This window comes from Collinsella aerofaciens, from assembly GCF_039062365.1.
In the GTDB taxonomy this organism is placed as follows: domain Bacteria; phylum Actinomycetota; class Coriobacteriia; order Coriobacteriales; family Coriobacteriaceae; genus Collinsella.
The window spans coordinates 1-26,959 of sequence record NZ_JBCJBI010000013.1; the positions used below are offsets into that span (position 1 = coordinate 1).

The following is a 26,959-nucleotide window of genomic DNA, read 5'->3' on the forward strand; positions in this document are numbered from 1 at the left end:
CCTCTCGGCGGCCTTGCGAAAAACAAATCCAAGTTAGACCATTTCAAATGGTTCGATGTCTGCCCGGATGCGACACTGAAGTAAGTGTCCATCCTCGCAGTATCCGGTTCTCAAGGTGCACGCCCCGCGGCTGATCCGGTTGCACCGGGCCGCGCGGCAAGGAGATATATTGCCAGACCGGAGGGGCCCCGTGGGCGGGAATCGCGCACTCCATATTTTGTTCACAAATGAATAGGTCCCTCAGTCGCATCACTGAGGTTAAAACTGAAGCATTGGCTTCTGATATTGGCGATGACCAGCTGTTTTATGAGTATTGAGACATCGGTCATCTCTGGAGCGCTACTTTACTCCAAAGGCATCAGCCATTTGTTTCCCATCGGTAAAAGGCAGGTTTTGTTCGCCAAGCGTTCTTATATATAGACAGATACGGGTTCGAACCCATGAAACGGCGACAAAAAAGACGGCCAACCGAAGTTGACCGTCTCGGCAATCTTTGGGTGGGCCGTCAGGGGTTCAGCCTGCTTCGCAGGCGGCCGCTGCGGCGCTTTCTCGCCTTGCGCGCTGCGCTGGCAAACGCTCACGCGTTTACTCAGCTCCGCGCCCCGACGGGTTTGAACCCATGTCGTGGCAACAAAAAAGCGACCAACCGGAGTCGATCGCTTTCTTTTCTATGGTGGGCCGTCAGGGGTTCGAACCCTGGACCTTGGGATTAAAAGTCCCCTGCTCTGCCAGCTGAGCTAACGGCCCGCGGGTGGCATTGTACCACGGTCTGGGACTATTCCCAACTCCATTGGCCGTTCTGGAAAATCACAACTTCACGTCCATCAGGCGTAATGCCCGTAATATCGATGTCGTCCGTGCCGATCATAAAATCGACGTGTGTGCTCGAGACGTTAACGCCATGCTCCAGGAGCTCCTCCTTGGACATGTCATACCCACCCTCGATGCATTCGGGGAAACCGACACCTAGCGCGAGATGGCAGCTAGCATTCTCGTCATAGAGCGTATCGTAGAACAGAACACCACTTTCGCGGATCGGCGTGTTCTTGGAAATGAGCGCGACCTCTCCCAGGTGAGCAGCGCCCTCGTCAGTATCGATGATACTTGCGAGCGTTGCCTTGCCCACGCGGGCGTCGTAGTCCACCACGCGGCCGCCCTCGAACTTAATCCAAAAATCTTCGACCTTATTGCCGTGATGGATGAGCGGCATGGCCGAGTACACGATACCGTCGGCGCGCATGCGATCGGGCGAAGTGAAGACTTCCTCGGTGGGAATGTTGGGGAAGAAGGGGTGCCCATCGGGCGTCTTGCCCTTGCCGCCGGCCCACTCGTGACCTTTCGTCATGCCAATCGTCAGATCGGTTCCATTTGCCGCGTTGTAATGCAGGTAGTCGAAACGATTGTCGTTCAGGAAACGCAGGTTCTTTTCGAATGCGGCGTCATGGAGTTCCCAGTCGCTCTCTGGGTCCTGGCCATCGGCGCGCGCGGTGTGCAGAATCGCATTCCACAGCTTATAGATTGCAACCTCATCGGCGTCTCCTGGGAACACCTCGTGCGCCCAAGCCACGACCGGAGCGCCGGCGATGCACCACGGATTGATGTTGTAATCCAGTCCACGGCGGAAAACTTTGCACTGCGTATTCCTCGCCTTTGATGCCGCGGCCGGCTTGGCTGGATCGATGCCCTTGAGGGCCGCAGGATCCGCACCCTCGATAAAGACAAAGCAGGCACCATCCTGGGCCAAGGAATCCAGCTGCATGCGCTTCCACTCGGGCGTCTGCTCAAAATAGCTTTTCTCGACATGCTCGTACGTGAGCCTCGTCACGGCATCATCGGCCCAAATGACCGTCACGTGGCCGGCGCCGGCAGCATAGGCCTCCGCGACCACCACGCGCGCAAACGGCGCGCACTCGACCGGAGACTGAACGACGACCTCCTGGCCGGGCTTGACGTTTACGCCCTTGCGGACGACCAGACGCGCGTAGTTTTTAATCTTGGGCTCCAGGGCCTTCATGCCCTCCAGAGCCTCTTCGACCGTCAGGGCAGCTCGAATCATGTGCCACTCCATCTATCTATAGAACAGTAAAAAGGCGCGCCGCAAAAACGACGCGCCTTATATCTTAGCGATAAGTATGTATGCAAACGCTACTTCTTCTTGGAGTCCTTCTTGTCCTCCTCGGCAGCCGCGCGCTCAATAAGAGCGTTGAGCTTGTTCTCGGACATGCCCTCGGCCTGCGCGCGGTACATGTTGCGCAAGGGACGAATACGAGCGAAGTCATAGATAAAGTCGCCCAAAATGATGACGTAGGACAAAACAATGCCGACCATCTGGACAGGGCTGGACACCATGCCAGCGGGAGCGAAGTACAGCGAGGCCCAAATTGCCACGACGAGCACCATGCCAATGGCGAGCACAATCCACCAGATGCGACGGCGCTTGGTGTAGTCCTCGTCCTGCTTGAGGAGGATATTCGACACCGTATAGATGCGGTCCTCCTTGGCGCGCTGCTTAGCCTTACGGGCGCGCTTCTCCTCTTTAGAGAGGCCCTCGAGGTTCTCGCCCTTCTCGAGCTCTTTGCGGCGTGCCTTAGACGAAGCCGGCACGACGCGAACGGAGCTCGCTGCTTGGCGGGCGGGCTTAGCAGATGCGGCAGACTTGCGCGCAACCCCGGTAACTTCGTGGGATTGCGTGCGCTTGTTCGTGGCGCTACGGGTACTCACTTATGCGTTCTCCTTCATGCTTGTGAACTGGGAGCCCGTGATGATCTGGAAGGCCTCGCGATAGCGCTCGGACGTGCCATCGATGACCTCGGCGGGCAGGTGCGGGGTCTCCCCCGTCATATCCCAGTTGGCCTTGAGCCAATTGCGGACGAATTGCTTGTCGTAGCTAGGCTGGATCTTGCCCTCCTCGTAGCTGGCAGCAGGCCAGAAACGGCTGGAGTCGGGCGTGAGGCACTCGTCGATCAGCGTGACCTTGCCATCAATAACACCAAACTCGAACTTGGTGTCGGCAATGATGATGCCACGGGTCGCGGCGTACTCGGCGGCAGCCTTGTAGATCTTGAGGGAAAGGTCACGAATCTGCGTGGCGATGTCCTCGCCCACGATCTCGCAGCAACGCTCGAACGAGATGTTCTCGTCGTGGTCACCGATCTCGGCCTTCGTGGACGGCGTGAACAGCGGCTCAGGAAGCTTGGAAGCCTCGGTCAGGCCCTCAGGCAGCTGGATGCCGCAGACGGTGCCGTTCTCGTCGTAGGTCTTCTTGCCCGAACCGGTCAGATAGCCGCGGACGATGCACTCGATAGGAATCGTCTGGGCCTTCTTAACCAGCATGGCGCGGCCAGCGAGGTAGTCACGATACTCAGCAAACTCCTCGGGGAAATCCGCCGGGTCGATGGAAACGAGATGGTTGGGGACGATGTCGGCAAACTTATCGAACCAGAATGCCGAGATGCGATTGAGTACCTCTCCCTTAAACGGAATCTCGTCGGGAAGAATGAAGTCGAACGCAGAAATGCGGTCGGTGGCGACCATCAGCAGGTTTTCACCGGCATCGTAAATATCACGAACCTTGCCACGGGAATCCGGACGACGCTCCATCGTTGTCACGTGAGTCACTCCTTACCTAAATACGACAGAAATGCGGGTTCTTTCCCGCATGTTTTCGCAAACTCGGAGCGGCAGGGACGCGGCCCCTCCTTCACCGAATAGCGAAAAGCTAGTGCTCCATTGTAGTAGATGCCGCGTCTGCCGTGTGCTCGCGGGGCAGATGAATTGTAAAAGTCGTACCCTTTCCAAGCTCCGACTCCACGGATATGTAGCCATGGTGACGCTCGACGATCTGCTTAGTCACGGCGAGGCCAACGCCCAGGCCGCCAGCTTCGCGGGCGCGGCTGGCATCGGCGCGCCAAAACCGCCCGAAGATGCGCGACAAATCGTCCTTGGCAATACCGATGCCGGTATCAGAAACGGCAATGCTGACGTGCCTGCGGTCACTGAGCACCGACACCACGACCCAACCGCCCTCGGGGGTGTAGCGCATGGCGTTGCTCATGAGGTTGATAACACATTGCGTGATCATGTCGGGATCGGCCTCGACGACATCGTCGTGACCCTGGGTCTCGTCCGCAAAACGCAGGCGCAGATCGCGGTCGACAAACAGGCGCTCCTGGGCATTAACGATGGAACGCACGAAAGGAACCATGTCCACCGGCTCAAGGTTGAGCGGAGCCGTGCTGTTTTCCATGCGCGACAGGTCGAGCATCTGCTGCACCAGACGAGCCAGGCGACGCGTCTCGGAAGCAACGGTTTCCAAATGCTCATCGTCGGTGGGATACACGCCATCCTGCATGGCCTCGACCGTTGCGAGCATGGCCATAAGCGGCGTGCGAAGCTCGTGTGCAACGTCTGAGGTCAGGCGCTTCTCGTGTTTCATATCCTTCTCGAGCGAAGTGGCCATCTCATCGAAGGTCTCACCCAGCTGATCGATCTCGTCATCACCGCGCAGTCCCGTGCGAGCCGACAGGTCGCCGTCACGGATTTGCTTTGCGGTACTGGTGATGCGATGAATCGGCTTGGTGAGCATGCGCGACACGAGCGATCCGATAACGACCGAAATGCAGATTGCAACAACCGCGGCGAGGGCCATGGCGTTAAAGGTCTTCTCCCTAAACGCAGAGTCCGCCTTGGTGAGCAGAGCGTCGGAGCCGATGGCCCACAGCTTTACCTGTCCGACATGCTCGCCGGAAGACGTTACAATCTCGACGTTAGCAACGCTATCGGAGTCGGTTGGAGCAGACGAGACCGGGCTATGCGATGCCCTCTTGCCGCTCGTGTCGTCGGTCGTAGCCTGGTTTTCGCGTACATCGGCGGTGGCGCTTGCCGAGGGCCAGGAATCGTCATAAACGATCACGCCCTTTTTATTGACGACCTGCATACCCAGATCGTCGGAAACCAAACTCGACGTTGCGACCGTGCGCAGTTCTCCCGCGGTCCAAGAGCCGTTTTCCTCATATGAGGTTGCCAACTTCTCGGCAGCGGAATTTGCGATTTCGACGATATTGGAGCGTGTGTAATCCGAAAAGACCGTGCCCCACACAACAGAGACAACGCCCACCAGCACCAATACCGTCATGAGCGATGTCAGAGCAAAAGCAAGTGCCATGCGCGAGGGATAGCTCATCGTTGGCCGTGAATCGGAACGAGGCGTGTTCCAACTAGCCTTGGAACCCGCCTCGCTCTCCTGCTTGTGCTTTTGTCCGATTTCAAAGCGCGCAGGTGTCATATGTGATTTCCCTATTTCTCGTCCGACTTATCGGTCTTGGCCGGAGCCTCGAAGCGATAGCCGACACCATGGACGGTGTAGAGCCACTTGGGCTTCTTGGGATCATCGCCCAGCTTGGCGCGAAGATTCTTCACGTGGCTATCGATGGTGCGCTCATAGCCCTCAAAGTCATACCCGAGCACTTTCTCGACCAGCTCCATGCGGTTATACACACGGCCGGGATGGCGGGCAAGCGTGGTGAGCAGCTTGAACTCGGAAGCCGTCAGATCGACTTCCTTGCCCTCGACCAAGATCTTGTGGCCCGAGATATCAATGACCAGATCGCCAAAGTCGAGTACCTCGACGGCGGGCTCGTCGGCCTGATGGGCACGGCGGAACAGAGCGCGAACGCGGGCGACGAGCTCGCGCGGCGAGAACGGCTTAATCAGATAGTCGTCGGCGCCGAGCTCAAGACCGATAATACGGTCCTCGATCTCGCCCTTAGCCGTCAGCATGATGATGGGGACATCCGAGGTATCGCGAATGGTGCGGCAAACGCGCTCGCCGGGGATCTTGGGGAGCATAAGGTCGAGCACGACCAGGTCGAACTGATGCTTCTCGAACTCCTCGATCGCGGACTGGCCGTCGCCGACGCCCACAACCCAGTAGCCTTCGCGCTCGAGATAGGCAGCGACGGCGTCACGGATTGCCTTCTCATCCTCGACCAGCAGAATCTTTTTTGCATCTGAAGCCATAACACGGCCCCCCTGTCTCAATTAGCTAAGAACAAGCCCATTTTAACGCACCTGATCCCGCCAGATGCCGCTATGACGCGGCAGCTCGGCGGGCGGTACTCACAATTACAACGCGTTTATTCCCCTGTTGGCGCCTTTTTAACCCCTCTAAGCTTAAAGAGAGAATAGGCGTGCAGTGACCGTCTCTGGTATACCCTGGCTGTTGCGCACCGTGGCGTACGTAAGGAATGAGTCCGATTTTCCCGCCGTAGCTGGATAATCGCCATACTCCAAAGCGCGGTCGGGCGACAGCAGCGAGCCATAGGTCTTGGCAGAGGTGTCGATCAGGAAATGCGACGCCTGTACCTTAACAAGGTATTTATTCTTCTTGCCAGCCGCACATGCGAGCGGCTCGCGTGACAGGAAGAGGTACGGCCCTCCCTCATTACCGATATACGTGCCCATATTGCCCAGGCTGCCCACGCCACTATAGGCCGCCTCGATAGAAAACACGAAGGTATCGCCCATATATACGGCCTCGAAAGGCGAAACTGACGAAGGAAGGACCAACTGGGCACGCTTGGTGTTGTTGCCGTCGGTCAGATCGATTGCCGTTATGCCGTAGTAGACGCCCTCGTCGTTGCGGACACGCGGCGAGATGGTCAAAATGCCGTCGCTCGCGCGCGGGGCCGATGCAAAGCGACCCGTCGATTTCCAAATTATCTCGGCCTTGGATTCATCAAGCGAGCGACGATAGCAAAACGAATCGCTACTCGTTTTATTGCCACCTGCCGAGGGCATTTTATACCAGATGACTGATGACCCGAACGCCGTAAACAGCGGCGGATCGTAGTCCTTGCCACCTCGATCGAGCTCAACCACGTCGCCAGAGAGCGAAGCGCCCGACAGATTTTGAGCGTAGAGCTTCCACGATGAATTGGCAAAGTTCATCTCAACCCACGCGAATACGCCGTCGCCGGCACGGACATCGTAGAATGCATATCCCGTGCCCTCGATAGGATCCTCGATTAATGTGGTAAGCGAGCCATCGCCCAGGTTGAGCACACCGAGTGTGTTGGCGTGCAGTGCCGATGCGGGCGCCATCATTGCCGCGGCGTAATCGCCGTCGCAGTAGTACAGCAGCGTACCCAGAGGCAGCGTCCACGACGCCGCCGGCTCAAGATCGATGTCGACTGCCTCGTACTCATCCGTAATCGAGATGATTTTGGAATCATCCTTGATAACCTGCGGCTCGCCGGCGGCATCATCGCTGGTACCCGTTTTTTTCGAGCATCCGGCAAGCACCGTGGCAGCGCCCGCAGCAACCCCACCGAGCACAAAGCTGCGACGCGATATTCCGTTCTTGATGTGATCGGCGATACCCATTAGGCGATCTCGGCGCGAGCGGCCTCGATAGCGCGTGTAAGCTGGTCGGCGCAGGAGGTCTTTTTCATACCGCAGGTATTACCGGCAAGAACCTCGATTACGCGATCGGCAGGAGCGCCCTCGACCAGCTTGGAGATAGCCTTGAGATTGCCGTCGCAGCCGCCGGTAAACTCAACGCCCATCACCTTGTTGCCGTCATCGGAAAGGTCAAGGTGAATATTGCGAGCACACACGCCCTGAGGTTTGTAATCAAACGAAATCATGCGATCCTCTCTCAGAATGTTATTCGAGATGACTATTATCCCCGTCTTTCCCTAAATGCAACGAGGCGCTTTGCCGGCAACACACATTACCAGCAAAGCGCCCTAAAAAGCTAACGTTATGCCCGAACCTACTCGAAGCTCAACTGCTCCAGACGATCAAAGACCGTGTCGATGCGGGTGAGGAAGTCCCACGGATCAAAGATCTCGTCGAGTTTCTCCTGGCTGACGGTGCAGCGCGGGTCGGCCTCGAGACGTTCCTTAAAGGTGGGGCCAGAGACACAATCCTGCACCTCGTGCCAGGTGGCCATGGCGTTTTCCTGCACGATAGCATAGGCGTCCTCGCGGGTGATGCCCGTATCGACGAGGGCCAGTAGGACCTTGGAGGAGAAGATGAGGCCGCGTGTCTTGTTGAGGTTGGCCATCATGCGAGCGGGATACAGCTGCAGGCCGTCGATAACGCGGATGAGGCACTGGAACATGTGGTCGAGTGCGATGAAGCTATCGGCCTGGGCAACACGCTCGGCAGAGGAGTGCGAAATATCGCGCTCGTGCCACAGGGCGACGTTATCGAAGGCGACCTGGGCGTTGGACTTCACGACGCGCGACAGACCGCAGACCTTCTCCATGGTGATGGGATTGCGCTTGTGCGGCATGGCGGAGCTGCCCTTTTGACCCTTACGGAACGGCTCCTCCGCCTCGAGCGTATCAGTCTTCTGCAGATTGCGGACCTCGGTAGCGATGCGCTCGCAGGTGGCTGCGGTGGTGGCGAGAACGCCGGCGAGATAGGCGTGATGGTCGCGGCTGATAACCTGCGTGGACAGCGGGTCGTGAACCAGGCCCAGGTGCTCGCAGACGTACTCCTCGACAAACGGCTCGATGGAGCTGTACGTGCCGACAGCGCCCGAGATAGCACCGAAGGCAACATTCTTGCGGGCGTCCTCAAGACGATCCAAATCGCGCTTGAGCTCCCAGGCCCAAGAGCCAAACTTCATGCCGAAGGTCATCGGCTCGGCGTGGATGCCATGAGTGCGGCCGGCACAGAGCGTGTTGCGCTCCTCAAAGGCGCGACGCTTGCAAATCTCGCCGAGCTTCTTGACATCCTCGATGATCAGGTCGCAGGCCTGGGTGAGCTGGTAGCACAGGGCCGTGTCGCCCAGATCGGAGCTGGTCATGCCATAGTGAACCCAGCGGCTGGGCTTGGGGTCGCCCTCGGGAACATCGGCATCGATGTATTCCTTCATGTTGGTCAGGAAGGCAATGACGTCGTGGCGCGTGACTTCCTCGATCTCATCGACCTTCGCCTTCTCAAAGTTGGCATGGTCGCGGATCCACTGGGCCTCGTCTTTGGAAATACCGATCTTGCCGAGCTCCGCCTGGGCCTCGCAGGCCAGAACCTCGATCTCCTGCCAAATGGCGTACTTGTTCTCGAGGGAGAAGATGTGTCCCATCTCCGGGCGGGTATAGCGATCGATCATAGCGGCTCCTTTTTGGTTATTGGCACGTTGGTCGTAACCCAACCATTGTACCGTGCGCAGGTGCAAGTATGGGCAGTAGGCATTAACCTAACATTTTGGAATTGGAGCGAGCAACGGGACGTCTGCGTATTTGCTTCGCAAATCCGCACCGGCTTCAGGCGAGCCCCTCAGCCTCACGAAGCCGCGGGGGAAGACTTTGTTGAATTGGCCGTCCCCATGTCTCCCGCACTCGATGGAGCGGGCAACGGGACATCCGCGTATTTGCTTCGCAAATCCGCACCGGCTTCAGGCGCCTGTCGGCGCCTTCGCCTGCTCGCTACAAACGCTTTGCGTTTGCTTTACGCTCGCACCCTGTCGGGTTCGAGTCCCGGCGCTTTATTGAAAAAAGCACGGCACCGTAATGGTGCCGTGCTTGTGCTTCTAGCTGGAGCGGGCAACGGGACTCGAACCCGCGAGTGTCAGCTTGGGAAGCTGATGCCTTACCACTTGGCGATGCCCGCATATGTGGGGGATAGTATAACGCGGTTGTCTTGTTCGATACAAGGGTGGCGATGCTTGTTTTAGCTGTGGAGATTCGTTTGAAAATCGCGTCAATTGTGGAGATAAGGACCTTTGACCTCCTGTTTTCCCTATCTTCTACCTGCACTTTTGCTTGATTGTTGTATTTGAGCTCAATTTGTCAGGAAATGGGCAAGCTTTTGGTCAGGCTCCGGTACTTACCCGCATGAACCTCGGGGGTAGCCTCATCCTACGCGTCGCAACCTCCCCATGCGGCGCACGAGGGATAAGGAGCAGCCATGTCCAACGCACCCACGCACTCTGTCCACAGCGCAATCGCAACAGGTCCGCTGCTCCTGCTCCTCTTTCTGCTTTTCGGCTGCCTGGCACCGGGAGCCGCATTTGCCGTCGATGGCTACGACCAGCTCGGCTTCCGCACTATTAGCGATGATTGTGGGCCCTTCTTCATCGGCAAGTATGAAGCTCAAGACGCCTCGATTGCCTACTGCATGAACCAGGAGCGCCCCGGCCCCACCAAGCCGGGCGGCCCATGGCTCAACTTTGATCAAGGCTGGGTGTGGCTCGACGACGAGTTCGCGGCAATCGTTTGTCACGGATATCCTACCGCCACGTCGTTTGGCGGTTACCATCTTTCACCCGATCGCGCCCGCGCCGCAACCCAGCTTGCCGTATGGATGCTCAACGGCACTACCCATGTCGACGGTACCTACTCCTACACGACCGCTCAGGGCAAAACCAAGAGTGGGCACTTTACCGCTGACAATGAAGTCGTGGCGGCGGCGCGGTGGCTCCACGACAGCGCAAAATCAGGAAGCATCAAAGCCGCACCGCACCGCGCGCGGCGCTATCTAGGAACCGTATCGGGCGGCAGCAGACGTCAAGACATGCTCTATGTACTGCCGGCGGTCTCTGTTTCCTTCCAAAAGCAGTCTGCAAACGCTGCCATTACCAGCGGAAACAATACTTATCAGTTTGACGGGGCAACATTCGATATTTTTGAGAGCGCCAGCGGCGCGCGTGTCGGCACCATCCAGATGGACAGCAACGGTCGGGCGCAAGCAACTCTTCTGCCCAACACTGCATACTACCTAGTTGAAACGAAGGCGCCGGCCGGCTATGTCCCCCGTCGTGATCGCATCGCCTTTACCACGGGGAATGACGGTGGACAGGTCACCATTGATGAACAGCCCGGCATCATCAACCTGCATATCGTAAAACTCGATGCCGCGACGAATGCCGGCCCCCAGGTGGGTTCTTCACTCGCAGGAGCAGAGTTCACGTGTGTGTCACAATCAACCCCTGGATGGGCGCAAATCCTCACGACCGACGAAAGCGGTCGAGCCACCCTCGCCGATGTCCCCTTAGGAACCTTTACCATCTACGAATCAAAAGCCCCCGAGGGCTACCTGCCATCCAACGACAGCTGGACCTATACCGTCGGAGCCGACCAGCTCGGCGATTCAGGCGTGGTCGAGATCGAATCTCGCATTTCCGATATCCCCATTGCGTTTGACCTTGAGATTTCCAAATTCAAGGATTACGGCAATAGCGACCAATCCGGCCTGGAGCAGCCGGCGGGTGGTGTTGTCTTTGAGGTTGTCAGCAACAGCTCTCAGCAGGTTGTTGGCACACTGACCACAAACATCTATGGCTTTGCCTCCACCAAAGACCAGCCCGAAGCATGGTTCGGCACAGGTAAGCGACCCGCCGGTGTCCACGGAGCCGTCCCATACGACCGTGCCGGCTACACGGTTCGCGAGGTTCCGGAAACCGTCCCCGAGGGTTTTAAATGTGCAGGGGAATGGACCGTCGGGGCCAATCAGATTTCCAACGGCGCCGAGCTTCAATATATCGTGGACAACCACGCTCTGTCGACGCATCTCCAGATTGTAAAACGCGATGCCCAAACAGGCGCTTCTGTTCCACTAGCCGGATTCACCTTCCAACTCCTCGACAGCAATCACGAATCTGTCTCACAAACTTGCTGGTATCCAACACATAACGTAATGGACACCTTTACGACTGACGCGACCGGGACCGTCACACTGCCCGAATCGCTCGTGCCGGGCACCTATTATGTACGCGAAACCTCGGCCAAAGAGCCCTATCTTGTCGGCGAGGAGATCGAGGTAAACATACCCGCCGACATGAACCTAACGCCCGTTGCAATCGCCTCGTATTATGACCACGCCGCGACCGGAAACATCAGGATCGTTAAAACCGATGCCGTAGACGGCAGCAGCCTCGCGGGCGCCGTCTTTGAGATCCGTGCCTCGGGTGATATCGTGCGCCCCGACGGTAGCATTGCCGCGCTCGACGGTGAGACCGTCGCGACCGTCACGTCGGATGAAACTGGAGAAGCACGCGCGGACAACCTCCCGCTGGGATCTGGCACCGCACGCTACGAGGTCGTCGAGACTCAAGCGCCGACCGGCTTCTTACTCGACCGGACGCCCCATATCGTAGACCTCGCTTATGCCGACCAGAAAACACCCGTTGTAGAAGCACGGCTTAACGTATCCGACGATTACACCAAGGTTGATATCTCCAAGGTCGATGCAAGCGGTGAGCAGGAAGTGGAAGGCGCACAACTCACCTTATATGGTCCCGATAAAACCGAAATAGACTCCTGGACCTCATCCGACAAGCCGCACCGCGTCGAACATCTTGCACCCGGCACCTACTCGTTGCGCGAAATGATGTCTCCGCGGACCTACGAGCTTGCCGAGGAGATAACGTTTGAAATAAAGGATACGGGAGAAGTCCAACCCGTCGCGATGAAGGATGCGCCCATCGAGATCAAGGGACAGGTCGACAAGCGTCAGGAACTTGTCCAACCTATCGAAAAGGGCCTGTTGGCTAACGGCGATGGTAAAAACCGCGCCACGACGCAAACCAATAGTGATGGGCTTTTCTCCTATACCATCGATGCTCGAAACGATTCCGCTACTTGGGTTGATGAGTTTACGATTACCGATGATCTTGCGTGCGCCAAAGACGGCACAGCGAGATTCATCTCAATCGAAACCCCCGTCGCCATCGGCGACCTCAATGGTCTGTGCAACGTGTGGTATCGCACGACACCGTTGGGCTCGACAGACGTCGATGAGCCGGCAAACGCGACACTTGACGATGGGCACGAAAATCCTTGGCTTGAGTCCGACGAAGTAAGGGAGAGTCTGGGTGAGGATTGCCGCCTCGTCGATTACGACGGCTGGCACCTCTGGAAGGCGGATATCTCGACCACGGAATCCACCACACTCGAGGCGAAAGAACTCGACCTTGCGTCCAATACCGTCGTAACGGGCATTCGAATTGAATACGGTGCGGTAGCCGCCGACTTTACGACTCGAAGCGATGCGGATTCTTGGACCCGCGATGATCTCAAAGATGAGCACGACGACCTTGACGATGCCAAAGCAATCCTTGGCACAGACGCTCGGGGCGCAGTCGTACACATGCAGGCAACGTCGGCTTATACGCCCCAAACCGCACTCACCAACAGCGCGCGCGTCGATCTTTGCCGCAACGGTGGCGGCGATAAACTTGAGTCACATGACGAGGACAGCGTCATTCAACGCTGTACCCTACCGCAGGACCTACCGGCAACAGGATCAGTTCCCATCGCCGCTTGCATCACCGCGCTCCTGACCTCGGGTGCCGCAGCCTTATGGTTCGCTCGCCTTAGGTCGATCCCAAAGAAGCGCTAGCACGATGAAAAAGCGGGCGAGCCAGTCCCCTGGCTCGCCCGCTTTCAATCATGTAAATCGCCGTATCTACTCTGCAGACGAAGATCCACCATCAACGATTGCCTGCTCGGACTCAGGAATCCCATCGGCACCCGTACTCTGTTCTTGCTCCACCTCTTCGCTGATTGCGGAGGCGGGGGTCGAGCCCTTTGCACCCACGATGTAGGCAGCCCCAAATCCTAAAGCAATGGCAATCAAGGTCAAAATCACGTAGACAGGCCAATGGCGCTTAATATACGAAAACACGTTGACTCCTTAGAGCTCCGTCTACGAACGGCGGATAACCTCGGTCACGACCTCGGATACCGTGGCAATGTTCGTCGGGTTGACATTGTGGGGCAGGTCATCCTCGGTACGAGCGCAAGCCAGACGCGTGCCGTCCACGCCGGCGATGGTGAGGGCTCGGCGGCTCGCCTCGAGCGCGGCATAGGCATCGGTTTTGGCATAGGGCATCTCGAGCGCGCCACAATCGACATGGAACGACTTGCACACCTTGCTGACCAGGTTCATGATGCGGCGATCGCCCTTGAGCAGCTGCTGTTCGCCCTCGACCGTCACCACCGAAAGCCTACCGGCGCCGACGGATTCAAGATTGATAAAAAATACGCCGCGGAGCTTATCGCGATGCGAAGCCAAGAAGGCCTTCATACCGGCGCCATCACAATCCGAGGCGCCCGTTGCCACAAACCAGATATCGTGACCGAGCAGCTCATCATCGCCCATAGAGGCGACAGCCGAGAGCATATCTTCGGAAGAAGCGCCATCGGAAGACGTAGCGCCACCCTTCCAGCCATCGTTATCGTCCTCGAAGTTATCCCACGAACCGATACCGCGACCGGACTTCTTGGCATCGTAATCGTCTTCGACGCCCAGCCAGTCACTCATGCTGTCCTGCTCGTTTTTCTTTTTACGACCGAACAGGCCACCCAGGCCGCGCTTACGAGACTTGGGTGCCGCCGGGGCGGGAGCCGAAATGGTCTCGATCGGCTGTGCGCCCGACGCAACGGGCATAGGAGGCGCAACGGGTGCCGATGTGGGTTCGGGACCCTGGGCAGTAGCAAAGGGGTCGTTGACCTGTGCGGAGGGGTCGGGAAGGTCGAACAGCGACGTGCGAGACGCAACGTTTGCCTGCTTCATCGACGGCAGCGACGGATCGGGAACCGAAGCCAGCGGAGACGAGGAAGGCGCAGGCGACGGAGCCGACGCCGGATCGGGAACATTCATCTGCGGACGCGGCGACGCCTGGGAGGAAATCTGGGCCATAAGGGAATCGACCGTTTCGTCCTGGGTGGGAGCAGCATCGGCAACCGTGGCACCTGAACCACTCGGGGTCGGCATGGTGAAAATCTGCGTGGAATAAGGCCTCGACTCATCTGTCTCGGGAGCCTCGGAAACCGCAGGCACTTCCTCCTGCTCGACCTCGGTCGAATCATCTTGCTCGGCTGTCGCGTATTGTTCTTCGTCAGAGTTGACCTCGACGGGCTCGTCCTCGGTCGCATCCTGAATTTCGGCAGCATCAATGGGCTCGCCATCGTCTGCCGCGTCGTCCTGCTCATCGGAAGCAGGAAGGGGCTCGGCAATCGCGGTACCTTGCTTTTCAAACGTTATCGTGGAATCGAACTGCGCGGCATCAAACGACATGGTGCTATCGACGTGCTGCTGAGCCTCGAAAGACGTTGTAGCTTCGGCGGCGTCGACGGGCGCGGACTGCATAGCCTCGTTCTGCTCGAACTCTTGCGCCGCGTGCTCACGTGCCGCCTCGGCTGCCTGCTGCTGAGCGATAGCCTCCTGCTCGGCAGCCTCGCGTGCGGCAGCGCGCTTCTCCTCGAAATCGTCGACAAATTTCTTGCCCCTTGCAAGCGCACCCTTAAAGAAGTTGGAAGCGCTGGCGCCAATCGACGAGAACGCGGATGCAATGTCGGCATGGGGCGTTGCCGCGGGAATCTCGGCCGAGAAATCAGTATCGCTCTCGTAAGACACGCGCCTCGGCTGTTCAACGTAATCGTCGTCAGACTCGTCCGCAACGTCTTGCGCCGGCGCGGCGGGAGCCAAAATGTCCAGTCCTGCCGCGGGATCGATCGCGGAGACCGCCTCGGGCTCGGCAGTGGTAACCGCGGCAGACTCATCATCCACAGCGACAACGGGCGCAGACGCAGCCACGACGGGGGCAGGCTCGGGCTCAAACGTCGGCTCCTCGCCCTCCTCGTAATCGAGCGTGCAGGACTCGGGAAGCATTCCGAGCGCACGGATGGCATCCGAACCAAAGCGGATGTTGCCGGCGGCGTTGCGATAGAGCTTGGGCTCGGGCTCGGCCGCGGCAGACTCCTCCGCCGACTCGGCAGCGGGAACCTCGTCATTGAACTCTTCGGCTTGGACAGCCTGATTCTGATCCTCGGGCACGATGGCGCCAATCAGTGTCTCATCGGCAGACGCGCCCTCAAAGCCCTCGATCTGCTCGTCGAAAGCCTCACCCTGTTCGGGCTCGATCTGAGTGTCGGGAGCAATCGGCTGACCGAACTCGTCCTCGGCGTAGGTAGGCTCTTCGTACTCGATGGTATTGCCGTAGTCGTTTTGCTGCTGGGCCGCGGCATACTCCGCCGCCGCGCGCGCCATTTCCTCGGCACGACGTTTCTGCTCCCCAAAATAGGTATCGAACGGAACATCGTCGGGAAACTCGTTTTCGCCCTGGAAGGGAGCAACGTTGTCCATAACGCCGAGCATAGCGGCAACAGAAGACTTGTTGCACACCGCGCCGGACGTATAGGGAAGAATGTGGCGGTTAGAGATGATGTTTACCGCGTTGGCGAGTGCAACGAGGGAAGCGAGGATCGCGACAATCCACAGCAGAACCTTGAGCGCGCCGGGGAGCGGCAGGATGCGCAGGATGGCAACGGCAGCGGGGGCAACCGTGGCAACGGGCAACAGCTTGGCGATGAGCGCACGATACGAAGCATAGGGCTCGCGGGCGAGCAGCTCAGCACGGGGAGAGTCGTAGTGTGCGACAACAACCACCGGGCGGTTGCGCGGAGACGCGAGCGGGCCCGAGGCCTTGTGGTAGGCGATGACATTTTGGCTCACGCCCGTCTTGCCCAGGCGCGAAACCACGGGATGCCCTGTGCGCTCGAGCACGTAGAGCACGGCACCGACAATGGCCAGCAAGGTGCCGACCAAGCCGATACCGCCGCCGATGCCCATCAGCAGGGCGCCGGCAAACGCAAGAATACCGGTAACGGCAAATGCCAACCTACTGGGCACCGGGGCATTGAACTCCTGAACCTCGGGGTCAAAGCCATGGTTGCGGAAGATCTGAGCGATATCTTCGGCAGCCAAGCGCTCTTCTTCGCTGCATGCCGGCGTAATGCCGGTGTTCTGCAGCAGGTGGTTAATATAGTTCTGGGTGTTCGCCATGTGCGCTCCACATCCATAATCCGACAAATAGGCCCAATGCATGCACATTAGAACCGTATATAGTCGAAAGTATACCCCGAGCGAGCGCAAACGACCGAATTCGGGCCATCTTAACGCCCCGAGCGGACAAGGATATAGCCTAATCTCCATATCGGACTAAAATCATGGCAGCAAACCACTTTCTCATGCGAGGACTCTATGACGGCAAGCGACACGACCGAGACAATTAAAAAGGGAAATTCGGAGCCCAGTTTCGATAAAACGGCTCAGCGCATCCTCAATCTTTTCTTTGTGCTCAATAGCTCCCCCGAACCGCTGACGACCGAGCAGATCGTCTTGGATTCTGACCTGGGATATGGCTCGGACAATATCGACTCGGATAAGCGCAAGTTTCGACGCGATCGTGACAAACTGCTCGAGCGTGGCATCTTAATCAAGGAGGTTCGCCCCACCGGCGCGCAGGAGACCGAGGAAAGCTCGTGGACAATCGACCGCGAGCACACGTTTGCGGCAGGCGGCCTCATTACCGCAGACGACGCCGATATCCTGCTCAACGCCATCGACCAGACACTAGCGGCCGGCTCATCCACCTTTGCCGCACCGCTTGCCGATATTCGCTCCAAGATTGCCTATCTCACCGGCAGGACGACGGTAGACGAGGCGCCGATCAGCCGCTCTCCCACCGTCGATGCGGTTTGGAGCGCCTTTGCCGAGCGTTGTGCGCTGCGATTTTTATATCAGAACGGACGCGGCGAGCAGAAAGAGCGTACCGTCCGCGTCTACGGCATGTTCGAGCGCGAGGGCGTGGCGTATTTCTGCGGCCTCGACAATGCCACCGACGACATCAGGACATTCCGCTGTGACCGTATCGTTCGCGCTTGGCGTCCTTCGAAGGCCTACGCCATCCCTGCGGACTTCAATCTCAACGACTATCTGTTCTTTGAATTCGATTTTGCCGACCGACCGCCCGTTGCAGCTACGTTCTCGTTCGCCCCTCAGACGCAGATCGATATGATCAACGGCCTCACGCGTGGGCGAGGTAAGCTCGCACACACCGATGCAGGATGGACCTGGACCGTTGACGTGCGCGACCTTGAAGCCGCCGCCTCATTTTGCATGGCCCACGCCATGGACGGCATGAGGCCCGTGGCCCCCAAATCGCTCAAACAGGCGTGGAACCACCTCATTGAAAGGACGGTGCACGAGCATGCCCGTGCGTAAACTCACCAGCGAGCAGAGACTCTCGCGCGCCATCGACATCATGGAGGCCCTCTACGCCGCCGGCGAGAGCGGCATGACACGAACCGATATTTGCAGTCGCTTTGACATCACGGGGGTATCGCTCGACGAGATTCTCGAGATCGTCTCGACGCTCGCTGATCGAGAATCGGGCGCGCGCATCATCTGCGAATGCCACGGCGAGCATGTGGTCCTCACCGGTGACGCCGGGCGTGTGCTACCGCTGCGCCTGAGTGCCGCCGAGGGCGCTGTGCTCAACCACGAACTTGAATCGTTGGGGATCGAGCCGCAGACGGCAGCTCGGATTCGACATGCCCTTCTACCCGAAGAGCTTGGCTATAACCAGCGCGTCTTTGACACCGTCAACCACGGGTCGCACTGGCAGCAGCTGAGCTGCGCCATTCAGGACGGCGTTCGCTGCCGTATCTCGTATCGCTCGATGGACGATGCACGGCCACGCGAGCGTCTGGTCGACCCCTTGCGCATTACGGCAAACGGCGACCAAACATACCTGATTGCCTGGGACATCGCAGTCGATGAGCAGCGCACCTATCGCATGGATAAAATCGAGGGACTCGCCTTGACGGAAGACTCCGTCGTGCCTCACGCACCGGACGTCGCATCCCTCCACGATTCCCTTGCCCGGACGCAGCATAGCGCAAAGCTCTTGATGCCATTCGATATGGCGGAGCATCTGGACTGGGCCGGCATCACCCTAATCGAGCGCAGCGGAGCAGACATGGCAACGGTAACCGTGCATTACGGCTCCGAGCGTTGGCTACTGAGCCAGATAATTGCAGCGGGCGGAGCCATCCGCATCTTGGATGACCCCGCCCTGTCAAAGCGTCTGTGCGATATGGCAAAAACCCTCGTCTGTCCGCTTTAGCGCCGCCGCTCGTGGCGTGCGCGCCACAGTTGCAGATAGTGCCCGATCTGCGCCGATTCGATGCGCTGGTAGGAGCTCGTGGGCAGCGACGTTAAGAACTTCTTTCCGTAGCCCTTCGTCACCAGGCGCGGGTCGGCCAGAATCAGCACGCCGCAATCGGTCGACGAGCGGATAAGGCGGCCGGCCGCCTGCTTGACCTCGAGCACCGCCTCGGGCAGCGAATAGCGCGCCCAAGCGCGGTCTTCGCGCAGGTTGCGCTCGCACGAGAGCGGGTCCGTAGGGCTCGAGAACGGCAGTTTGGGAATGATGACGCAGCGCAGCGTCTCGCCGCTGGCGTCGAATCCCTCCCAAAAGGCCTTAAGAGCAAAAAGCGACGAGGTCGGCTCGTTGATAAACCGGTCGCGCAGGCGACGAGGAGATGAGTTGCGCTGCTGGCAGTTGAGCTCCAGACCCGCACGGGCCATCTTGGGCTCAACGCGGGCGTACAGGTCTTCCATGTCGCGCCGATTGGTGAACAGTGTGAGCACCGATCCGCCCATGGCAAGATGGGCGTCGACCAGCACGCGCTCGAGCGCCGTAAGATAGCTCTCACGATCCCGCGGATCGGGGATATCGCCCGCAACGACTACAGCCATGTTCGAATCGAAGTCGTAGCTCGAGTCCAAGTGCAACGATGAGGATGTTGAAGCACCGATGCGATCGAGGCCGACCGCGTGGTTAAAGTGTTCAAAGCTTTTGGACACCGTCATGGTCGCCGAGGCAAAGATAGCCGTGTGAACCTCGGGCAGCCACTCGGTTGCCAAGGCCTCGCCAATGTCGATGCGCTCTGCGGTCATTGACTCTCCGCCGGCACGCAACCTGCGATTGACCTGCAGTGAATACACGTAGTGTTCATCGGTGCCATCAATGATGAGTTTGAGGTTCTCGGCCAGCTCGTGCAGGCGGCGCGAGATATCACCCAGGTCGACAACAACCTCGGGCTTGTCGGCGGCGACGGCTTGCACCAGCGCGTCGATGCTCTTGTCAGCTTGTTCCAATGCGTCGATGGCAGTGTAGGCCGACGGTAAGAAATCATGCCAGTCGTCAGATTCGCGCAGCTCGGGGCCAATCCATAGATTGGCATTGTCATAACCCCCACGGGCACGGCGGCCGAGCTCGCGAACGCCATCGAACACGTCGGCGATTGCCATGCTCGCGCGCGCAACCGTCGACGTCGCCTTGGCAGTAAGGCCCAGATAGAGCGTAGAGCCCTCGGAGGTTGCCAAATCACGGGAGACCTGGCTTAGCGCGCCGGTGCTCGAGCCACCCAGGCGCTCAAACAGAACGCGTGATTCGTCCGCCGACACCACGCGCGCCCACTGACGGCGCGCCTCGCGCTCGATAGAATGGGCCTCGTCGATTACCCAATGACGAATCGGAGGCAAAATCCTGCCCTCGGCCGCAACATTGCGGAACAGCAGGGAATGGTTGGTGACCACCACATCGGCATGCGCCGCACGACGGCGAGCGCCGTGGACCAAACATTTATCAGGGAAAAACGGGCAGAGGCGACGAGCACACTCGCGCGAGGCCGTCGTAAAGTCGGGGCGGTTGACGCTGCGCCACCGAATGCCAAGTGAGTCGAGGTCGCCATCGGCTGATTGGCAAACGTACGCCATAATGACCGCGACCGCCGTGAGCGTGTCCGCCGGATCGCGCTTGGTGGTAATCTCGACCTGGCCGCGGCTCATGCGCTCAAGTTTGCGCAGGCACGGATAGTGGTCATACCCCTTGAGAGCGCAAAATGACAGACCACCTTCCAGTTGCTCGGCAAGTTTTGGCAGCTCATGGTACATGAGCTGGTCGGCAAGATTGTTCGATTTGGTCGCAATACCAACCGTGATGTTGTTACGGCGTGCCGCCTCGGCAAAAGGCACCAGATAGGCCATCGATTTGCCGACGCCCGTGCCCGCCTCAATTACACGATGAGTGCCCGTGACCAGCGCATCGCGGACCTCGAGCGCCATCGCGATCTGCTCATCACGCGGCTCGTAGGTGGGGTACATGCGATTGACCAGGCCACCTGGCGCATAGTCTGCCTCAATCTCCTCACGACTCGGCATCTTGAGGACCGGCAGTTCGTCGGCGTCCACCCGATCGTCGGCGCGATCGGCCTTGAGAACGTCAGTACGAGCGGCGCTGAGAGAGAAGATAGAACCAGGGTTCTGCCCCGCCAAGAATGAGAAGATAGGACGATAGGACCAAGGCACATCCGGATGCATGTCGGCTAGGCGCGCCATGAGGCCCTGGGGCAAGTCGGTGAGCGCCACGAGCAACACGCGCCATACGCCACACAGGGCGTCGACGTCGGCATTGGCACGGTGTGATACCGAGTCACAGCCAAACAGATCGGCCATAAAAGACAGCTTGTGCGAGGCCAGGCGCGGAAGCGCGATGCGCGACAGTGCCAGCGAATCGATCCAAATATCGCTCACGTTGACGCCGCCTTTGACCGACTCGATAAACGAGCGGTCGAACGTGGCGTTATGTGCGATCACCGGGCAACCACCGACAAAATCGGCGAGAGCGGCGACGGCCTCAACGGCCGACGGGGCATCTGCCACATCGGCATTTGTAATGCTCGTGAGCTCGGTAATCTCGGCGGGAATCAGCTGCTTGGGATGCACGAAGGTATCGAAACGGCCGACGATCTCGCGGCCCGAAAGACGGGCCGCCGAGATCTCGATCAGCTCGTTGTCCTGCACCGAAAGACCTGTGGTCTCGGTATCGAGGACAATCACATCTTCCTCGATGAGGCCGAAGGACTGCGTTTTGGCGCGTTCGGCAAGCGTGGCATAGGAGTCGATGACAAACTGCGGCGTTCCTGGCGAAACCGCGTCCTCGATTAGCATGCAATGCCCGCTCGACGAAGACCCATACGGATCAGGCTGTCACAGACCTGCGGGAACGTCATGTCGTCGGTGTGGCGGATCTCATCCGGATACAGCGACGTATCGGTCATGCCGGGAATGGTATTGGTCTCGAGGATAACGGGGCCGTCCTCGCTCACGATAAAATCGCTGCGCGAGATACTCAGGCAACCGAGGGCCTTGTGAGCGGCGCAGGCAAGCTCCTGAGCGCGAGCGTAATTCTCGGGCGAAATCTGCGCCGGAATGCGATGGATGTCCGTAGGGTCGACATACTTCACGTCCAGATCGTAGAACTCACAGTCCTCGGGCTTGCGAATCTCGACAATCGGCAGAGCGCGCACGTCGTCCTCGCCGTATACGCCGACGGTGATCTCGGTACCCTCGATGCACTTCTCGACCAGCACTTTGTCGCCGTACTCAAACGCCTTGGCGATTGCCGCGGGCAGTTCGGAGGGCTCATGGACCAGGGAAATGCCATAGCTGGAACCGTTGACGGCCGGCTTCACAAAGCAGCGCTCGCCACAAACCTCGACGATATGATCGATATCGACTTCATCGCCCACCTCGAGCGCGAGGCCGGGGGCAACAGGAATGCCCGCCTTGGCGTACAGGAGCTTAGAGACCTCCTTGTCGGCACCGCAGGCGCTGGCAAGCACGCCCGAGGCCGTGTAGGGGATACCCAGGGTCTCCATGGCGCCCTGCATGGCGCCATCCTCACCGCCGGCGCCGTGCATGGCGATAAACGCCACGTCAAAGCCGCCGGTCGCCATGGTTACCATAAAATCATCGGCAGCCGTGTCGAGCAGCTCCACCGAAGTGTAGCCGGCCTCCTTCAAGGCAACCACGACGTTCTTTCCCGAATTGAGCGAGATCTCGCGCTCAGCGGAATGACCGCCCGCCAAGACCGCTACGTGCATGTTCTCTAGGCTTTTACCCGGCATGGGCAGACTCCTCCTCTATAATTTCTGCAGCTGATACCATATTGTAGCGATACCCTCTACGTTTCCCCAAAATCGAAAGGCTTCCATGAATCCCAGGACTAAATCTCAGGACATTCGCGACTTGAGCCAAAACGATATTCGCGACCTTGTGGCCGAACTTGGCCAGCCCGCCTTCCGCGCGAAGCAGCTCATTGAATGGGTCTTTGAGAAGAACGTTTGTTCGTTTGACGATATGACCAACCTTCCCAAGGCTTTCCGCGAACAGCTTAAAGAGGCTTTTGCCTTTGACACGCCGACTGAACAAACCAAGCAGGTTTCCAAAGATGGCTCTCGCAAGTATCTGCTCGAGTACCACGACGGCGTTTCCGTCGAGACTGTCGGCATGCCCCGTCGCAACAAGCTTTCCGTCTGCGTTTCCACCCAGGCAGGCTGCGGCATGGGCTGCGCCTTTTGCGCTACCGGTCTCAACGGCCTCAAGCGCTCTCTGACCGCTCAAGAGATCGTCGACCAGGTACTTCATGTATCCAACGACTTTGGCGAGCGCGCCACGAGCGTTGTCTTTATGGGCCAGGGTGAGCCGTTTGCCAACTACGACGAGGTTCTCAAGGCACTGCGAATCCTCAACGACCCCGATGGCATCGGTATCGGCGCTCGACACCTCACCGTCTCTACCAGCGGCGTTATTCCCGGTATTCGCAAATTTGCCGACATCCCCGAGCAGTTCACGCTTGCCGTTTCCCTGCATTCCGCCATCCAGTCGACGCGCAACAAGCTTATGCCCGGTGTTAAGAAGTACACGCTGCTTCGCCTTCACGAGGCGCTTCAGCTCTACACCGAGAAGACTGGCCGCCGCCCGACCTATGAGTATGCCATGATTGAAGGCGTCAACGATACGAATCCCGAGATGCAGGCGCTCTGCGACTTCTGCGAGGGAACGCTGTGCCACGTTAACCTCATTCAGCTTAACGACATCGAGGGCAGCCCGCTCAAACCATCGCCGATTCATAAGGTTGAGGATCTTCAGCGTCGTCTTGAGTCCCGTGGCATCGAGACCACGATTCGTAACTCCCGTGGTAACGATATTGACGCCGCTTGCGGACAGCTGAAGCAGCGCTTCAAAGTTCATAAGAACGCATAGGGGAGTCGCACTCCAAAACGTTTCATGTGAAACATCGAACAGTCCCGGTTGCAGGATATGCAACCGGGACTGTTTCATATATTGACTACAATTTTAGCTTTGCTGCTACTGGTCCCATTTTTACGGGCAAAATAAGGGGTCCTTGTCTCGTGAATCAGACAAGGACCCTTTAAAATATACTGGGTAATTGTTAGGTACCTAATAGCCTACATTTTCCCATTGGTTGCTAACCCAACCTTGATTAATCTTTGGATTCTTCGTTACCTGAGCAGTACGCATAGCAACATCTTCTGTCATAACATCCATTTTCTTCTTGGAAGTATCGACGATATCCTGCGCACTACGAAGCAAACGACCTCGAAGCTCATCGTCTGTCGCAATCTTATAGCCAGCAAAGGCACCAGCTGCGACGGTTGTCGCCAATGCAATCGCAGTTAAAATCTTATTCCTCATCTTGGTCTCCTTGATCAAACTGAATCATTTCGCCAAGAATACGAGAGAGCTCTTCCTCGTCTTTAAACTCAATCTCAATCTTATTCTTTCCTCGCGAGCTCTTCACACGCACGTTGGTATTAAAAATCTGACGAAGCACACGGGCAGCCTTTTTAAAAGACTGAGGCGTTGCAGGCCTCGGAGTCTTAGGTGTCTCTCCGGCAGAAAACAACGGAGCAAGATTTTCTGTCGCTCTTACGGAAAGGCCCTCTGCAACAACCTTCTCAGCAAGTCGAATTCGTGCATCCTCATAGGGAACTGCAAGAATTGCACGTGCATGACCAGCAGTAAGTTTGCCCTCAAAAATCATCTGCTGAACAACTTCGGGAAGATCAAGAAGGCGCAGCGAGTTTGTAATTGCAGAGCGTGACTTGCTTACAGCCTTTGACAATGCCTCCTGGGTCATACCGCTGGCATCGATAAGCTGGCGGTAGCCCTTAGCCTCTTCGACGGGATTTAGATCAGAACGCTGAAGGTTTTCGATAAGAGCAAGAGCTAGCATCTCTTCATCATTAACATCTTTAATGATGACAGGCAGTTCCTCAAGACCAGCAAGTTTTGACGCTTGGTAACGACGCTCACCGGCAATGATCTCATAGCCGTTTCCATGCTTGCGAACCAATAGCGGCTGCAAAACGCCATGTTCTTGGATTGACTCGCTCAGCTCACGAAGTTCAGTTTCGTTAAAGTGAATTCGCGGCTGATTAGGGTTGGGAACAATATCCTCAATAGGTAGTTTTATTTCAGATGCGGCATTCGAAGCCGATGCAGCCGAACCACCGGTCTCATACTCGGCCTCTGAGACCAAAGCATTGAGTCCACGTCCCAATCCGCCACGTTTCTTTACACTAGGCACGCTTGATCACCTCTTTTGCAAGGTTCATATATGCTTTTGCACCCTTATTTTGAGGTGCATAGGTAATTACCGGTTCTCCAAAAGACGGAGCTTCAGAGATTTTAACCGTACGGGGGATCAACGTCTTAAATGCCTTATCACCAAAGTACGATTGAACCTCCTCAACAACCTGATTCGATAGAGAAGTACGCGAGTCATACATGGTCATAAGCACACCGTAGGTGTCTAAGCCCCTGTTCAGACGAGATTTGACCATCTTCATTGACTCAAGCAGCTTCGTAACGCCCTCGAGTGCGTAATACTCGCACTGGATGGGAATCAAAACGCTGTCTGCTGCGGTCAAAGCGTTGATAGTAAGCAGGCCAAGCGAAGGAGGGCAGTCAATGAATATAAAATCGAACTCGTCCTGAATCGGCTCAAGCAAATCTTTGAGACGTGTTTCACGAGCAATTGCGCTTACGAGTTCAATTTCCGCGCCTGCAAGCTGAATTGTAGCCGGAATTACGAATACCTTTTTGCAATTTGTATCAAGAACAAGTGATTCTGCCGGCACATCATTCAGCAACGCATCATAGATGCAGTGATCGAGGTCTTCTTTTTCAATTCCAAATCCACTGGTGCTGTTTCCTTGCGGATCAAAATCGACAATCAGTGTCTTACGACCCTGCTCTCCCAGTGCTGCTGCAAGGTTTACAGCCGTCGTTGACTTACCGACGCCGCCTTTTTGATTGATGATTGCAATGATACGCGTATCTTTTGCGCTCTTGGAACGCTTAACGTCGCGAAATCCCACGGTCCCTCCTGGTGTATATTAAAGCTGTCAAACGGAGGATGTTTCACGTGAAACATTCCGATTCGATATCAACCGCCATGTTTCACGTGAAACACTGCAAGTCGTTAGTATCCATTATGTTTCACGTGAAACATCTAGGCAAGCGGATTCTTCTTAGCCATGCCATTTGCACGAGGCAGTGAAACGGAAGCTGGATGGCTCTTCTTAAGAACAATGAACTCCCTATGGCCCAGGCCCTCAGGCAAATCGATTGAGTCATTCAGAAGCAAAGTGAAGCCGCAAATCTTAGCTGCTGACATGCCGGAAGCAAGCTCCTCATCCGATGGATTGCCCTTCGTGATAACAAATAACCCTCCATCCTTGAGGAACGGAGCCGCATACTCAACAAGAATAGGTAGCGGAGCCAGTGCACGGGCGGTTACGACAGAAAACTGCTTCTTATGGCTTCGAGCATATTCTTCAAGGCGATCATGGACTGCATGTCCATATTTCAATCCAAGGGCATGAACAAAAGAATTGACAGCATCAACCTTCTTGCCGACAGAGTCAATATAAGTAGCTTTACGATGCGTGGTTATCGATAATGGAATACCAGGAAAGCCTGCGCCTGTTCCCATATCGAGCAAAGCTCCCTCAGGAGCCTTATTGATATAAGGGAGCAAAACAAGTGAGTCGAGGATATGTAGTACGGCAGCATCTTCTACGTTAAGAATGCGTGTGAGATTGGTTGTCTTATTTGTTTCCAGAACCAAATCCAAATGCTGAATACATTTCCTTAGCTCAGTATCAGTTACGCTCAAGGAATACTCTTTGCAATAGGAAGATAGACGACTCAGCATCTCGTCAGCCTGCTGATCTGTAAGTACAAACAACAGAAGCTCCTTTCTGACAAAAATCAGTGTATCGAG

General features: G+C 57.3%; 20 protein-coding genes and 2 tRNA genes. 4 read left to right on the top strand and 18 right to left on the bottom strand.

Annotated features, from left to right (window positions below):
- Positions 1-671 precede the first annotated feature (671 nt).
- From ABCN01_RS07345 to ABCN01_RS07390, 10 genes are all read right to left on the bottom strand, one after another.
- Positions 672-747, bottom strand: a tRNA-Lys gene (locus ABCN01_RS07345).
- 28 nt (positions 748-775) lie between these two features.
- A complete protein-coding gene (locus ABCN01_RS07350) occupies positions 776-2,056 on the bottom strand; it encodes an aminopeptidase (RefSeq protein WP_161155894.1) in 1,281 nt (426 codons plus the stop codon).
- 89 nt (positions 2,057-2,145) lie between these two features.
- Positions 2,146-2,721, bottom strand: a complete 576-nt coding sequence (locus ABCN01_RS07355) for an ABC-2 transporter permease (protein ID WP_022093792.1) — start codon at positions 2,719-2,721, stop codon at positions 2,146-2,148.
- Positions 2,722-3,600: a phosphoribosylaminoimidazolesuccinocarboxamide synthase gene (locus ABCN01_RS07360; protein WP_035136481.1), complete on the bottom strand. Its 879-nt coding sequence runs from the start codon at positions 3,598-3,600 to the stop codon at positions 2,722-2,724.
- 118 nt (positions 3,601-3,718) lie between these two features.
- On the bottom strand, positions 3,719-5,284 hold the full coding sequence (locus ABCN01_RS07365) for a sensor histidine kinase (protein ID WP_195361595.1): 1,566 nt from the start codon (positions 5,282-5,284) through the stop codon (positions 3,719-3,721).
- 11 nt (positions 5,285-5,295) lie between these two features.
- Positions 5,296-6,018 (bottom strand): response regulator transcription factor, encoded by a 723-nt coding sequence (locus ABCN01_RS07370; RefSeq protein WP_006236208.1) that lies wholly within the window; start codon positions 6,016-6,018, stop codon positions 5,296-5,298.
- 153 nt (positions 6,019-6,171) lie between these two features.
- Positions 6,172-7,383 carry a twin-arginine translocation signal domain-containing protein gene (locus ABCN01_RS07375; RefSeq protein WP_342996757.1) on the bottom strand — a complete coding sequence of 404 codons (1,212 nt, stop codon included), beginning with the start codon at positions 7,381-7,383 and terminating at the stop codon, positions 6,172-6,174.
- A complete protein-coding gene (locus tag ABCN01_RS07380) occupies positions 7,383-7,646 on the bottom strand; it encodes a TIGR03905 family TSCPD domain-containing protein (protein WP_117848466.1) in 264 nt (87 codons plus the stop codon). Before ABCN01_RS07380 ends, ABCN01_RS07375 begins: the two co-directional genes overlap by 1 nt.
- A gap of 128 nt (positions 7,647-7,774) precedes the next feature.
- Positions 7,775-9,121: an adenylosuccinate lyase gene (purB, locus tag ABCN01_RS07385; RefSeq protein WP_055251306.1), complete on the bottom strand. Its 1,347-nt coding sequence runs from the start codon at positions 9,119-9,121 to the stop codon at positions 7,775-7,777.
- 425 nt (positions 9,122-9,546) lie between these two features.
- Positions 9,547-9,621 (bottom strand) — tRNA-Gly (locus tag ABCN01_RS07390).
- 297 nt (positions 9,622-9,918) lie between these two features.
- Between ABCN01_RS07390 and ABCN01_RS07395 the strand changes: the two genes are divergently transcribed.
- Positions 9,919-13,350, top strand: a complete 3,432-nt coding sequence (locus ABCN01_RS07395; protein ID WP_342996758.1) for a SpaA isopeptide-forming pilin-related protein — start codon at positions 9,919-9,921, stop codon at positions 13,348-13,350.
- A gap of 66 nt (positions 13,351-13,416) precedes the next feature.
- Here ABCN01_RS07395 and ABCN01_RS07400 read toward each other — a convergent pair whose 3' ends face one another.
- On the bottom strand, positions 13,417-13,635 hold the full coding sequence (locus ABCN01_RS07400; protein WP_022094153.1) for a hypothetical protein: 219 nt from the start codon (positions 13,633-13,635) through the stop codon (positions 13,417-13,419).
- Between the two features lie 21 nt (positions 13,636-13,656).
- Positions 13,657-16,797, bottom strand: a complete 3,141-nt coding sequence (locus tag ABCN01_RS07405; RefSeq protein WP_342996759.1) for a hypothetical protein — start codon at positions 16,795-16,797, stop codon at positions 13,657-13,659.
- 198 nt (positions 16,798-16,995) lie between these two features.
- Between ABCN01_RS07405 and ABCN01_RS07410 the strand changes: the two genes are divergently transcribed.
- Both ABCN01_RS07410 and ABCN01_RS07415 read left to right on the top strand, forming a co-directional pair.
- On the top strand, positions 16,996-18,018 hold the full coding sequence (locus ABCN01_RS07410; protein ID WP_342996760.1) for a helix-turn-helix transcriptional regulator: 1,023 nt from the start codon (positions 16,996-16,998) through the stop codon (positions 18,016-18,018).
- Positions 18,005-18,922 carry a helix-turn-helix transcriptional regulator gene (locus tag ABCN01_RS07415; RefSeq protein WP_342996761.1) on the top strand — a complete coding sequence of 306 codons (918 nt, stop codon included), beginning with the start codon at positions 18,005-18,007 and terminating at the stop codon, positions 18,920-18,922. The genes ABCN01_RS07410 and ABCN01_RS07415 overlap by 14 nt, the downstream gene beginning before the upstream one ends.
- Here ABCN01_RS07415 and ABCN01_RS07420 read toward each other — a convergent pair.
- Positions 18,919-21,813, bottom strand: coding sequence for a helicase C-terminal domain-containing protein (locus ABCN01_RS07420; protein ID WP_342996762.1), 2,895 nt, complete (start codon positions 21,811-21,813; stop codon positions 18,919-18,921). The genes ABCN01_RS07415 and ABCN01_RS07420 overlap by 4 nt on opposite strands.
- On the bottom strand, positions 21,807-22,772 hold the full coding sequence (locus ABCN01_RS07425) for a D-alanine--D-alanine ligase family protein (RefSeq protein ID WP_342996763.1): 966 nt from the start codon (positions 22,770-22,772) through the stop codon (positions 21,807-21,809). Before ABCN01_RS07425 ends, ABCN01_RS07420 begins: the two co-directional genes overlap by 7 nt.
- Before the next feature lie 85 nt (positions 22,773-22,857).
- Between ABCN01_RS07425 and rlmN the strand changes: the two genes are divergently transcribed.
- On the top strand, positions 22,858-23,910 hold the full coding sequence (gene rlmN, locus ABCN01_RS07430) for a dual-specificity RNA methyltransferase RlmN (protein WP_342996764.1): 1,053 nt from the start codon (positions 22,858-22,860) through the stop codon (positions 23,908-23,910).
- Positions 23,911-24,108: 198 nt separating this feature from the next.
- Here rlmN and ABCN01_RS07435 read toward each other — a convergent pair whose 3' ends face one another.
- The 4 genes from ABCN01_RS07435 to rsmG all read right to left on the bottom strand — a co-directional run bounded on the left by ABCN01_RS07435 (position 24,109) and on the right by rsmG (position 26,923).
- Complete coding sequence (locus tag ABCN01_RS07435; protein ID WP_342996765.1) at positions 24,109-24,363, bottom strand: hypothetical protein; 255 nt, start codon at positions 24,361-24,363, stop codon at positions 24,109-24,111.
- A complete protein-coding gene (locus tag ABCN01_RS07440; RefSeq protein ID WP_342996766.1) occupies positions 24,353-25,258 on the bottom strand; it encodes a ParB/RepB/Spo0J family partition protein in 906 nt (301 codons plus the stop codon). Before ABCN01_RS07440 ends, ABCN01_RS07435 begins: the two co-directional genes overlap by 11 nt.
- A complete protein-coding gene (locus ABCN01_RS07445; RefSeq protein WP_342996767.1) occupies positions 25,251-26,051 on the bottom strand; it encodes a ParA family protein in 801 nt (266 codons plus the stop codon). Before ABCN01_RS07445 ends, ABCN01_RS07440 begins: the two co-directional genes overlap by 8 nt.
- A gap of 134 nt (positions 26,052-26,185) precedes the next feature.
- Positions 26,186-26,923: a 16S rRNA (guanine(527)-N(7))-methyltransferase RsmG gene (gene rsmG / locus ABCN01_RS07450; RefSeq protein WP_342996768.1), complete on the bottom strand. Its 738-nt coding sequence runs from the start codon at positions 26,921-26,923 to the stop codon at positions 26,186-26,188.
- Positions 26,924-26,959 lie beyond the last annotated feature (36 nt).